The organism is Alistipes sp. 56_sp_Nov_56_25 (genome assembly GCF_001915285.1).
Classification (GTDB): Bacteria; Bacteroidota; Bacteroidia; order Bacteroidales; family Rikenellaceae; genus Alistipes; species Alistipes shahii.
Genome location: NZ_MNQF01000066.1, coordinates 40,115 through 52,669 on the forward strand (window position 1 = coordinate 40,115; position 12,555 = coordinate 52,669).

The following is a 12,555-nucleotide window of genomic DNA, read 5'->3' on the forward strand; positions in this document are numbered from 1 at the left end:
TCAAATTATTACAACTATGCAGATTGTAGAGATTCACGCAAGGGAAATCCTCGACTCGCGAGGCAATCCGACCATCGAGGTCGAAGTTCGTACCGTATCGGGCGCATTCGGCCGCGCTGCCGTTCCGAGCGGAGCGTCGACGGGCGAGAACGAGGCCCTTGAGCTTCGTGACGGCGACAAGAGCCGTTACCTGGGCAAAGGCGTCCTGAACGCCGTGAAGAACGTTAACGAAGTGATCGCTCCGGCCGTCATCGGCATGAACGTAGCCGACCAGGTGGGCATCGACAAGGCCATGATCGCCCTCGACGGAACCCCCACCAAGTCGAAGCTCGGCGCAAACGCCATCCTCGGCGTGTCGCTGGCCGTTGCCCGCGCTGCCGCCGACTATTTCGGCATGCCGCTCTATCGCTATATCGGCGGCGCGAACGCCAAGACGCTGCCCGTTCCGATGATGAACATCATCAACGGCGGTTCGCACTCGGACGCTCCGATCGCATTCCAGGAGTTTATGATCCGTCCCGTGGGCGCTCCTTCGTTCAAGGAGGGCATCCGCATGGGCGCCGAGGTGTTCCACAACCTGAAGAAGGTGCTCCACAACCGTAACCTCTCGACGGCCGTAGGCGACGAGGGTGGTTTCGCTCCCGCGCTCAACGGCACGGAGGATGCCATCGAGTCGATCATCGAGGCCATCAAGATGGCCGGCTACAAGCCCGGCCGCAAGTGCGAGGGCGGCGACGTGTCGATCGGCATGGACTGCGCTTCGTCGGAGTTCTACAAGGACGGCGTTTACGACTACACCAAGTTCGAGGGTGAGAAGGGCGCCAAGCGTACGTCGAAGGAGCAGGTGGAGTACCTGAAGGGACTCGTCGCCAAATACCCCATCGACTCGATCGAGGACGGCATGTCGGAGAACGACTGGGAAGGCTGGCAGATGCTGACCGCCGAGATCGGCGACAAGTGCCAGCTCGTGGGCGACGACCTGTTCGTCACCAACGTGGACTTCCTGAAGAAGGGTATCGAAATGGGCTGCGCCAACTCGATCCTGATCAAGGTAAACCAGATCGGTACGCTGACCGAGACGCTCGACGCCATCGAGATGGCTCACCGCGCCGGCTATACGTCGGTGACGTCGCACCGTTCGGGCGAGACCGAGGATTCGACCATCGCCGACATCGCCGTGGCTACGAACTCGGGTCAGATCAAGACCGGTTCGGCTTCGCGTTCGGACCGTATGGCCAAGTACAACCAGCTGCTCCGCATCGAGGAGGAACTCGGCGACGAGGCTATCTACGGCTACACGAAGATCTACCGCAAGTAATTTGCTGCCGGAATATAAAGAGAACCGGATGCCGCGAGGCGTCCGGTTTTTTTATGATGCAGCCCCGGGAACCGGAGCACGGAGGCGATGTCGCCCGACGGATTCGTATCGCATGTTCCGTGTCGGCCAATTGAACTGTCTGCACATGCCAACGAAAAAAGGTCTTCGCAAGAAGACCTTTTCGGGTGGAAGAAGGGGCTCGAACCCTCGACCTTCGGAACCACAATCCGACGCTCTAACCGACTGAGCTACATCCACCGTGTGATACGTGTTCGTCGTATCGGGATGCAAATGTAATACGATTTTTCGGTCCGTGCAAAAAAAACGGCTGAAAAATCGTCCGGAAATGGCGGAAATGACAAAATGGCAGTCGCCTCTGCTCGTTTGTCACGCAAAATCTGCCAAAAAACGGTTGGCACATCTATTGATGGGATAGAGGTTGCGAAAGCGAATGAAACATATTATATCAAACAAATTTAAAACACAAAGCTATGAACGTAAAACCATTATCGGACCGCGTGCTGATTCTCCCGAATCCCGCGGAGGAGAAGACGGCCGGCGGATTGATCATCCCCGACACGGCCAAGGAGAAACCGCTGGCAGGCAAAGTCGTTGCAGTAGGCCCCGGAACCTCGGAGGTCAAGATGGAGGTCAAGGAGGGCGACCAGGTGCTCTACGGCAAGTATGCCGGTCAGGAAATCCAGGTCGACGGCGTGGACTACCTCATTATGAAACAGAACGATATTTTGGCAATCATCTAAATTCGATAAACAGTCATGGCAAAGGATATTAAATATAACGTAGAGGCGCGCGAACTGCTCAAGGAGGGTGTCGACGCGCTGTCGAACGCCGTTAAGGTAACGCTCGGTCCCAAAGGCCGCAACGTGATCATCGACAAGAAATTCGGCGCTCCGCAGATCACCAAGGACGGTGTGACGGTGGCCAAGGAGGTGGAACTGGAGGACGCTTTCGCCAACATGGGCGCCCAGATGGTCCGCGAGGTCGCTTCGAAGACCAACGACGATGCGGGCGACGGTACGACCACCGCAACCGTGCTGGCGCAGTCGATCATCGGCGTCGGCCTGAAGAACGTGACGGCCGGAGCCAACCCGATGGACCTGAAACGCGGTATCGACAAGGCCGTTGCGACGGTCGTGGAGTCGCTGCGGAAGCAGAGCCAGGAGGTCGGCTCGGATTTCGCCAAGATCGAGCAGGTGGCCACCATTTCGGCCAACAACGACGAGACGATCGGTAAGCTGATCGCCGAGGCGATGGCCAAGGTCAACAACGAGGGTGTCATCACCGTCGAGGAGGCCAAGGGAACCGAGACCCATGTCGAGGTGGTCGAGGGCATGCAGTTCGACCGCGGTTACATTTCGGCTTACTTCATCACCGACACGGAAAAGATGGAGGCGCAGCTCGAAAAGCCCTATATCCTGATCACGGACAAGAAGGTTTCGACGATGAAGGAGCTGATGGGCGTGCTGGAGCCGGTGGCCCAGAACGGCCGTGCGCTGCTGATCATCGCCGAGGATGTCGACGGCGAGGCCCTTTCGGCGCTGGTTGTCAACAAACTCCGCGGCACGCTGAAGATCGCCGCCTGCAAGGCTCCGGGCTTCGGTGACCGCCGCAAGGAGATGCTCGAAGACATCGCCGTCCTGACGGGTGCGACCGTGATCTCGGCCGACAAGGGCATGAAGATCGAGGATACGACGCTGGAGATGCTGGGTTCGGCCGACAAGGTGACGCTCAACAAGGAGAACACCACCATCGTCGACGGCGCCGGCAAGAAGGAGGAGATCGCAGCCCGTGTGGCCCAGATCCGCTCGTCGATCGACAAGGCTACGTCGGACTATGACAAGGAGAAGTTGCAGGAGCGTCTGGCCAAGCTGGCCGGCGGTGTCGCCGTGCTCTACGTCGGAGCCGCCACGGAGGTCGAGATGAAGGAGAAGAAGGACCGTGTCGACGACGCGCTGGCCGCAACGCGCGCAGCCGTCGAGGAAGGTATCGTTCCGGGCGGCGGCGTGGCTTACATCCGTGCCACGGCGGCTCTCGAAGGCCTGAAGGGCCAGAACGAGGACCAGACAACGGGTATCCAGATCGTGAAACGCGCCATCGAGGAGCCGCTCCGCCAGATCGTCGAGAACGCCGGCGGTGAAGGCTCGGTGGTCGTCAACAAGGTGAAGGAGGGCAAGGACGCCTTCGGTTACAACGCCCGCGACGACAAGTACGAGGACCTGCTGAAAGCCGGTATCATCGACCCGACGAAGGTGTCGCGCGTAGCGCTGGAGAACGCCGCGTCGATCGCCTCGATGTTCCTCACCACGGAGTGCGTGCTGGCCGAGAAGAAGTCCGACGCTCCCGCCATGCCGGCGATGCCCGCAGGCGGTATGGGCAGCATGATGTAACGGATTCCCATTTATAAGCGGATATTTCCGCACATCTCTCGAACGGGGCGAATGGAATGTACCTGAGTACTACCCATTCGTTTCCCGAGAGGAGAAAATGGTGTAAATATTAAATATTCAGCGATTTAATCTTTGCACAGGGTTTCTTCTTCGAGGGATTCCAAGCATAATAAGGTAATTCCAGACGAGGTTACGGTTTCCAGATCGTTACCTCGTCTGTTTTGCTGTATTTTGCATAAAATATTCGTTTGCAATTTCTTGCATCGCGCTTCATCTTGACAGACAACTCTGAGGAAATTAGTTTTAACCCCCAAATTTCATCGGAGTATGCGCAGTACATTCAAGGTTCTGTTCTACCTCAAAAAGGACAAACACAAAGTTCAGCCGGTTGTTCCCGTCATGGGCCGTATTACCGTCAACGGTACGATCTCCCAGTTCAGCGCCAAACTTAGCGTTCCTCCCCATCTGTGGGAGGTGAAGGGCGGTCGCGCCAAAGGCAAAAGCCTCGAAGCCGACCGTATCAACCGCTATCTGGATAATATTCGTATCCAGATCGGAAAGCATTACCAGTCTATCTGCGACCGTGACGGATATGTTTCCGCCGATAAGGTGAAGAACGCCTATCTGGGTTTCAGTAAAAGGTATAAACTGTTACTGGAGTTATGCGATGAATTCTGCAAAGAGTACAAGAACCGTATAGATGTGGACCGTACTATCCATTCCTTATTCCGTTATCAAACGCTACGACGCGATTTGAGTCTTTTCATCTGTCAGGACTATAAAGTCAAGGATATACCCCTTGTGGAACTGGATCAGTCTTTTGCAGAGAAGTTTGCCGCCTATCTGAAACATGTCAGGGGCCTTGCCGACACGACGATCAGCGTTGAGATCAAATCACTGAAGCATATCGTCAAGAAAGCGTTTAACGACGGGCAAATGGAGAAGAATCCGTTTGCCTATTACTACTACTTTGCCGACCAGCCGGAAATTGAATATCTCACCGAAGAAGAAATCAATAAACTAATTATCGGCAAAGTCAAGCAGCAGCGTCAGGATCGGACACGGGATATGTTTCTGTTCTGTTGTTTTACGGGCCTGTCCTATGCCGATCTGGCCAAACTGAGTTATGAGGAGTTGAAACAAACTCCGAACGGAGCATGGTGGATTAGCAGTATCCGTCAGAAAACGAAAGTACCGTTTACGGTAAAACTACTTCCGGTTGCGAAAGCTATTCTTGAAAAGTATCGTATTCCTGCCAACCGATTCAACCGGCTCTTTCCCGAGAATCCGGGAAAGGTTTTTCCGGTAGCTTCATTGAAATCCTCGGATGTCTGCCTGAAACATATCGCCAGACAATGCGAAATTACCAAGAATCTGAAATTCCACATGGCGAGACATACCTTTGCAACGACGGTCTCCTTGATGAACGGCATTCCGCTGGAAACAGTGTCAAAAATGTTGGGACACAAATATACGACCACGACTCAGATTTATGCCAAGGTGACAAACCAAATGATAGATAATGCGATAAGCCGAATAGAGGACCAAATTGGCGAACGGTTCCAATGTCCAACTCTGAAAGAAGAGAGCGACGGCTAATCCGAAAGACATCGGCGGAAAAGGCGACATTCTGCGGTTCGGATGCCAGTCGCTTCGCTACGTCCATATCAGAAACCCAAAGTAATCGCTTATCGCATTGTCTGTTTAAAATAGTCGTCTGTTGTTCTTCTTCTCGTGGAGATAATTCAACTCGTCGCTGTAAATTCCGATTACAAAGCGCAGCATATTGTCGACCAAAGCTGTAAGCCTTGTATTCTCATTCCCAATAAGTGGAGGATTGCCGATACTTTGTACTTGGTTGCCGCACTGATATAGATCGCCGAACGGTTACGGCAGTCCGCCGGGGCAAAGAACGTGCGTTCGAAATCCGGCAGCGGAATCTTTTTGCGACGGAATCCGGCCAGCTCCTTTACGTCACTCGTTTGGGTATTGGCGTCTGTCCTTTCAGCAGTCGGAGCCGATGCTCCGGATACCGTTTCCGATGTCTTTCCCTCGGGAGCGTCCGTATTTTCCGCTTCCGGTTCGGGAATCCGGCGGATGACTTTCGAATCCAAAGGGGCCTGTCCGGCGATCATCTGACGCATCAATTCTTCGTCGACTTCGATACGGGGACGCTTCGATGGTTTTGTTGCGAGGTTGTCGGTTTCTTTTAATGAATCCATGGTACAATGTTTTTAAGATTGAACGTTCGCTTTATGCTTGTAAAGCGTGTGTGTCTGGTTTTATGGTTTAAACCATTCAAAATACCATTTTCTGCTTCACGCAGTTTATATCGGAATAATGAACGGAACAAGAAAACCTACCTTTCATGATGCAGGATACCACCGACTGAAATACCTCGGTTTTGATGTCCGGCCACGACCGCTCCAGTCCGCACCTAGAGCTTGTTTTGGCGCCCGGACGGTTGTAATATTGCAACCGGGAAAGACCCGTCCTCGAAAGCCGTAGCGGAGGTTTTTCAAAGTTTTCACAAAAAATTTCCGCCGCGGATTTTTGTTATCGCCAGATAACAGCGAGCTGTACCTTTGTATGCCGAAAAACTTTTCGGCATACGAAAGGTGCTCGCTCTGCGAGGCCGGGATCGCTCCCGAGTCGAACGCCTTTTTAACCGATGTCATGAATACCGACCGAAAACTGACAAACGGGATTATTTTATCTGCTGAACTGAATCAGAGATTGACTGCTTGAATATTCCGATTAATGCATGTCTTCCAAAAAATCCAATATTTCCCGGCGAATCTGCCGGAATCTGGACACTGACGTGTCGTACCGGTCGAAATCGAATATGATTGCATTGACGAAAGCCTGCGCACGGATTGAATCCCGGGCCTCAACCATTTTCAGTAGGTCGTAGTCGCGAATGCCGTCACGCATGGCAGTCAGCCGGATCGAAGGATAGAGTTTCCGGTAACCGGGGTAGACGATATGCGAGTCACCGCCGGGCCAGTCATTGGCGGGGGCGGAAACATCCCCGAAAGGATCGCCGTTCGCTCCCCATGCATTGAAGCCCCAGTGAAGGTATCCCGGAGAGCCGTATTTGTAGTTTATCCAATGCAGCAGGCGTGTCTTAATGAGCGGCAGTGTTACGTAACGGTTTGCGAAATTCCCCCGGGGATACATGCAAGTGTAAAACCAGCAACTATGTCCGGCAGGCATTGTCCGATAGATTTCCCAAGCGAATTCGTCGAGTTGCGGCACCAGAATGTCGATCAGCGCCGGGTCGTAGGACGAAGAGCGGTAAGCTTCGATGATTCGGATATCGGGGGCAGCCTGTTTTACCTGGTGGGCCAATCCTTCCCAGGAGGTCTTATTTTCGTCGAGCGGTTCGTCGGCAATGTGTTGTGTGTAGATGTCAAGCCAGCTGCGGCCGCTTCCGTCATTGATCGTTTTGGAACGCAAGTGTTCCTGCAGAGCCGGGAAATACGCTGCGATGTATTGTTGCACGCGCGGGTCGTCATAAGGCAGACGCTGGTAAACATAGGAGCCCTCGCCGTCGGGGACCGGTACGTTGGCCCAGAAAGGATCGGTCCATCCGTTGTGGGATCGCTTGGCGAAATGGTTGGCCTCGATCAGCCGTACGTCGGCATGTCGGAGCAGGAATTCGATCGTTTTGTCCATCCGTGAGAAATCGAACGTCAGTCCTTTGCCATCGGCTGTCGGAACCGGCGTTCCCGTTTCGTAGAGCAACCAGACGTTCTGACCATAGGCCGAGGCGGTTTCGACGAGCTGCCGCATACATTCCCAATAGGCCGGTGAATCGTCCTCCACGTATTCGTTGTCGTTCATAAAAGAGAATTTATCGGGGAAATACCAGTTGGTAACCAATAACGACTGCTTGGGAAGCGTGACCGGATAAACTTGTATGGTGAATTGTCGGTCGGCAACGATCCGTTTTCCGTTCTTTAGCCCGGAAATGCGTACCGATCCTTCGTAAAGCCCCGCTTCGGCATCGGCCGGAATCGGAATGTCCAACCAGAGAGAAGCGGTCCCGCCTGCGGCGATAGATACGGTGGTGTCGGTCAGAATGGGATCGGGATATTCTCCGGACGGTGATTGCAGGGCGTCGGGGGCCGCCGGCACGTAGGCGTGGGAAGCCTGTACGTTCCGGACCCAGCCCAGAACGGCTTTGTCGAGCGAAGCTCCCTGCTTTGTTTTGAGACTCCGGAGGACAGGATTCATTGCCGCGACGGAGTCGTCTGCGGAGATAACGAATTGCAGAACGGCGTTCTCGCCGCGGGCCACGCGGACGGTATCGTCCCCGGCAGGAGGGCAAACGATTCCGGGAAGAACATTGGTCAAAGGATCGATGACGCGGATCGTGAGTCCGCTTTCATTACAGGCTATCGGTAGCAGCAGGAGTGCAGGACAAAGGGTTCGGATCGTCCGGTTGACGAGAAGTCGGAGCGGGAAAATGTTCATTTCGGGTTCGGTTTGAATTCTTAATTGCATTGCGGGAACACAGTAAGCCGGAGTTCCGTGCATCCGTAGGGAATCAGTTCGAGGTATTCGATACAGTCGGATACGGCGCAGGCTATCCCTTTGGTCGGAAGACGCGGCGTGTAGCGTCCTTTTTCCAATTCCCAGTCGATCTGTTTGACGGGAACCGAGATTTTCACGGGCGTATGTTTCGGATCGAACGGATAGCTTCCTGTGGCTGCGGATTTTGTCCGAACGACCTTCAGGGGTATGACCGGATCGGAGCAAAGGGCATAGTTCCAGGATCCGGCTGGCTCGATGTTCCAGCATTCGAATTCGGGGTTGCCGGGAACTTTGCCGTTCATATTCGCATAGACCGTCCGGTCGGCTGTTTTCCGTTGAGGAACAGGATAGGAGAAGAGCAAAGGTCCGCGCTGCACATAGATTCCCTGTCCGGGAACGGTGTTCATGGCGGGTTGCATGCCGAGACACAACCGAATCCGGTCGCCGTTCCTGAATTTGCGCCGGAGAGTCACGAACGTGCCGGCAGGACATGCGTCTCGCCACAGTTTGCCGTTAACATATATTTTGGCATCCCTGCACCATGTGGGAATGCGCAGCAGAAACGAAATATTCGTCCTGTTTTTCAGACCGAAGGAGAACTCGATCTCTCCGTCGAACGGGTATGAGGTTTGCTGTACGATACGGCATTGTTGGCCGTTCGGCAGTTTGAATGTTGCGGCCGAAGGTCCGTAGAGCGCGGCGGCAATAGAGCCGTCTTTTCCGCGTATCCACATATGTGCGACGTAATTGGGCATGAAACGATGAACGTTTCCGGCGCAGCACTCCGTTTCATGCGTCGGCCGGAAGGCCATCCAGGTCGAACCGTGAAAGAATTCGTTGTGATTTGAACGCCCCGTTGCGATTACCTGATTGACGGACGAAAAATACTGCAACGATCGGAAATCCTTGGTAACGGCTCCCGGTCCGGCATTGAAGACCGCTTTTTCTATTTTGTCAGCCCACCGGACTTCGCCCGTGGTCAGGAGAAATTGCTCCAGCGTCCAGGTGTAGTCGGAAATGTCGCAGGTTTCGTGACTGTTGATAACGTTCCCGTTTCCGACGAGCGCTTCTGCACTGGCCGGAACGCCGTCGGGGAGCATGTGGTCGCGGGTGAGTTTGCGTTCGGCGTTGAGTGCAAGGTCCAGGTAATATCGTTTGCCCGTATAAGCATAGAGCAGCATCGGGAGTTTCAGTTCTTCCATGCAGGTGACGCCATGCATGACGAACCGTTCGTCGCCGGCCGCGACTGCGGGCGTCAGGTCCCCGAATTTTCCGCCATTGTAGGCTCTTTCGCAAATATCCAGCAACTTCGCATTGCCGGTTTTGCCATAAGTCCACAACATTCCCTCGATGCTGACGATGTTGCGCCATTTCTCGACCTGCTCCTGCGTAAAGTTCATGTAGTGCCTTTCCAAGGCTGCGGGGATCGCCGGATCGCCCGTGCGCTCGTAATAGGCTTGCAGCACCCGGAAGTAGACACACATGGGCCACATCGACTCAATCGCTTTGTTGCCCAAAACACCTGTGGACGATGCGTTGGCCAGCGTGTAGCGAATCCCCTCCTCGGCTTTGGCGATCATCTCCCGATCACCGAGCAGGTAACCCAGGCGGAGCAGACCGTCGGTGTAATAGGCTGTCTGCTCGTAGCGCCACCAGTCGCTTCCGTAGGTTTCGGTGTTACGTCCGATCTCACCCGCCCAAAGGCAGGAGTCGTACGGATAGGACATCGCCTCGGGATGTCCCGTAAGTCCCGTTTGTTGGCGGTGGAGGAATTCCTCGATCCAGCCCTGCGGCTCTATGCAGCCGATCATGCCGCCCTGAAACTGGGCATAAGGGGCCTGGGCGTTCGTCGCGGTACCGACGAGGCAAAGTGCAATAATTGAAAACAGCTTCTTCATGCGATTTCTTGACTATTTGTATTTTTCGACTCTTGCATCCCGGATGACACCTTTCCAGTCGAGCCCGAAAGCGAAATCATATGTATTTCCTTCCGAGTCCGTATAACAAACCATATCTTTCGGAACGTCTTCATGCTGCTGTTCCACGGTTTTCATGTCTGCGGGCAATTGCATCGGCAGAAGTGCCGACGGTTCCCGCCGGCCGGAGATAATATCCAGCACGGCCTGACGCTGTACCCCGAAAGCAAGCAGTATGGCATCGGCCGAAGGTTCGAATTCGGCCGGAACGAACGGTCTGGTCGTGGAAACGACAGCCACGACGGGCTTGTCTCCCATCTGCCGTTTCGTTCCGAGTACCCGTTTCAACTCTTCCCGGTTGGAACTCCGGACGGTTTTCCCGCGGTAACTCCGGTCGATGGACGGTTCTTTCGGGTCCCCGCCGGCAATACTCTCGGGGCGTGCGTGGCGGGCCGTGTAGTCGCCGTATTGCAGGCTGATCGGGACATAACCGTTGCCGCCCTTTTCCCGATCGGCCGCATCGTATCCGCAGCCTCCGTCGGGTTCGTCGATAAAAACGATCGCGAAGTCGGCATTTTCGGGGCTTTCTGCCAATTCGTAATATTGTTTGACCAAAGAGGTGTCTACAGGTAGGCGGGATTGTCCGCATTCGGGCAGATATACGCTCCGGCGGGTCGATGCGGGCAGGGTTCCCGCCCGGTTTTTCAGCAGGACGACCGACCGGAGCTGCGCTTCGTAACCGGCTTGCATAAATTCCGGATTCCCGACCGTCGCTTCCGTCCGGTCCGGGTCTACATAGGGATTTTCGAACAGACCGGTCCGAAAAATATTGAGCAGCAACCTTATGGCGGAACGTTCGAACCGCTCCCGGGCAGATTTTTCGCCGAATTCGGCGGTCCACATTCGGTAGGCTTCCAGCACGGGACCTTTGTCGTTGTTGCCGCCGAACTGGTCTACTCCGGCTTTGAGCGCTTCGTAATGCCGCTGCGGGATGCTCAATGCCTCCACTCCCCAGCATTTGCCGTCAGCCTCCTCGATGCTGGAATAGTCGTGCGTGATGCCCCAATCCGTGCAGACGACGCCGTTGTATCCGTATCTGTTCCGCAGCAGATCGGTGACGATATATTTGCTAAAACCGTTGCCGACCTTTTTTCCCGAGGGGTCCACCCCGTGGGAAACCGTATAATAGGGCATGACGGCTGCGGCCTTTCGTGTCTTGCCGTTGAGGCGGAAAGCTCCTTCCACAAAGGGCCGGATGTGTTGCTCGAAATTTCCGCCGGGGTAAACAGTGTATTTCCCGAAGCTGAAATGGGCATCCCGTCCGCCTTCTTCCGGGCCGCCGCCCGGCCAATGTTTGACCATGGCATTGACGCTTTCATACCCCCAGCCGTCCGCAATCTCGGCAGCTCCGACGGAGGTCTGGAATCCGTCGATATAGGCCCGCGCCATATCGGTGTCCAGATCGGGGTCTTCGCCGAAGGTACCGTAGAACCGGTTCCACCGGGGTTCGGTCGCCAGATCGATCTGCGGCGACAGCGCTGTGGCGATACCCAAGGCGCGGTATTCGGCGGATGCGATCCGTCCGAACTTTTCGACCAGTTCGGGGTCGAACGTAGCGGCCAGCCCGAGCGGACTGGGCCACAACGAAATCTTTCCTCCTGACCCTGCGTTGTATTCGGCCCAGGCTCGGGTTTCATTCCGGGGATCGGAACTGATATTGACCGGAATGCCTTGTCCGAGGCCTTCGACGAAGGCCTGCATGTTGTTGTTCCATTCGGCTGCAATGCGGGGACTTTCAACCCGGACGACGAGCACGGCCCGGAGATTGTCGTCCCGGAGGAACTTCCGCTGTTTGTCCGAAACAGCCGAGTGGGGAAGTCCGCTTTCCCGGAGTGAGGTCCCGTTGTAGGTCGAGGACCAGTAACCTACCGAATCCGTCGGGACGGCCTGATGGGAACTGTATAACATCAATCCGGCAATCTCTTCGACGGAGAGTCGCTTTGCAAGGTCTTCCGCCCGTTCTTCCGGGGTGTACCGCCAATCTTCGTAGCAGTCGAGAATCCCGTTTCGGTTCAGGTCTTTGAAAGCGTATCCGTCGGAATATAAGATACGGACGCCGGATCCGGGGAAATAGCCCAGAGTCTGTCCTCCGTCTTGCCGAATCAGACAGTAGGTGTCATGCGGCTCGACCGTCCATTTTCGGCCGCAGGCACAGAGTATCGGCAACATAAACGCCAAAGATACTATTCGACGTACAAGATCTGTTTTTGTTGTCATATCGTTATCAGGGTCGGTTCGTTCTTTAGGGGACTTGGGAAAGCAGTTACAAAAGAATGAATTTTTATCGGCCGCGGGGTTGAATATTTTCCGGAAA

The 12,555-nt window shown here is 54.9% G+C and carries 7 protein-coding genes, 1 tRNA gene and 1 pseudogene; 4 read left to right on the plus strand and 5 right to left on the minus strand.

Annotated elements, in window-relative coordinates; genetic code table 11:
* Positions 1–16 precede the first annotated feature (16 nt).
* On the plus strand, positions 17–1,318 hold the full coding sequence (gene eno / locus BHV64_RS12625; RefSeq protein ID WP_015547377.1) for a phosphopyruvate hydratase: 1,302 nt from the start codon (positions 17–19) through the stop codon (positions 1,316–1,318).
* 183 nt (positions 1,319–1,501) lie between these two features.
* On the opposite strand, the gene BHV64_RS12630 is transcribed toward eno, so the two are convergent.
* A tRNA-His gene (locus tag BHV64_RS12630) sits at positions 1,502–1,577 on the minus strand.
* 232 nt (positions 1,578–1,809) lie between these two features.
* On the opposite strand from BHV64_RS12630, the gene BHV64_RS12635 reads away from it, so the two are divergent.
* From BHV64_RS12635 to BHV64_RS12645, 3 genes are all read left to right on the plus strand, one after another.
* On the plus strand, positions 1,810–2,079 hold the full coding sequence (locus BHV64_RS12635; RefSeq protein ID WP_022062262.1) for a co-chaperone GroES: 270 nt from the start codon (positions 1,810–1,812) through the stop codon (positions 2,077–2,079).
* Between the two features lie 15 nt (positions 2,080–2,094).
* Positions 2,095–3,726, plus strand: coding sequence for a chaperonin GroEL (groL, locus tag BHV64_RS12640; RefSeq protein ID WP_217726874.1), 1,632 nt, complete (start codon positions 2,095–2,097; stop codon positions 3,724–3,726).
* A gap of 327 nt (positions 3,727–4,053) precedes the next feature.
* A complete protein-coding gene (locus tag BHV64_RS12645) occupies positions 4,054–5,325 on the plus strand; it encodes a site-specific integrase (protein WP_015546725.1) in 1,272 nt (423 codons plus the stop codon).
* Positions 5,326–5,430: 105 nt separating this feature from the next.
* Here BHV64_RS12645 and BHV64_RS12650 read toward each other — a convergent pair.
* From BHV64_RS12650 to BHV64_RS12665, 4 genes and pseudogenes are all read right to left on the minus strand, one after another.
* Positions 5,431–5,948: pseudogene (locus BHV64_RS12650) on the minus strand (DUF3408 domain-containing protein).
* Positions 5,949–6,483: 535 nt separating this feature from the next.
* Positions 6,484–8,205, minus strand: coding sequence for a DUF4091 domain-containing protein (locus BHV64_RS12655; RefSeq protein WP_129650809.1), 1,722 nt, complete (start codon positions 8,203–8,205; stop codon positions 6,484–6,486).
* A gap of 20 nt (positions 8,206–8,225) precedes the next feature.
* A complete protein-coding gene (locus tag BHV64_RS12660; protein WP_217726870.1) occupies positions 8,226–10,163 on the minus strand; it encodes a beta-L-arabinofuranosidase domain-containing protein in 1,938 nt (645 codons plus the stop codon).
* Between the two features lie 12 nt (positions 10,164–10,175).
* Complete coding sequence (locus BHV64_RS12665) at positions 10,176–12,410, minus strand: glycoside hydrolase family 3 protein (RefSeq protein ID WP_288116155.1); 2,235 nt, start codon at positions 12,408–12,410, stop codon at positions 10,176–10,178.
* Between the last annotated feature and the right edge of the window lie 145 nt (positions 12,411–12,555).

Excerpts from the sequence above, each read along its gene's own strand:
- BHV64_RS12635 (WP_022062262.1), top strand. The coding sequence starts at position 1,810 with ATGAACGTAAAACCATTATCGGACCGCGTGCTGATTCTCCCGAATCCC.
- eno (WP_015547377.1), top strand. The coding sequence starts at position 17 with ATGCAGATTGTAGAGATTCACGCAAGGGAAATCCTCGACTCGCGAGGC.
- BHV64_RS12660 (WP_217726870.1), bottom strand. The coding sequence starts at position 10,163 with ATGAAGAAGCTGTTTTCAATTATTGCACTTTGCCTCGTCGGTACCGCG.
- BHV64_RS12645 (WP_015546725.1), top strand. The coding sequence starts at position 4,054 with ATGCGCAGTACATTCAAGGTTCTGTTCTACCTCAAAAAGGACAAACAC.
- groL (WP_217726874.1), top strand. The coding sequence starts at position 2,095 with ATGGCAAAGGATATTAAATATAACGTAGAGGCGCGCGAACTGCTCAAG.
- BHV64_RS12655 (WP_129650809.1), bottom strand. The coding sequence starts at position 8,205 with ATGAACATTTTCCCGCTCCGACTTCTCGTCAACCGGACGATCCGAACC.
- BHV64_RS12665 (WP_288116155.1), bottom strand. The coding sequence starts at position 12,410 with ATGTTGCCGATACTCTGTGCCTGCGGCCGAAAATGGACGGTCGAGCCG.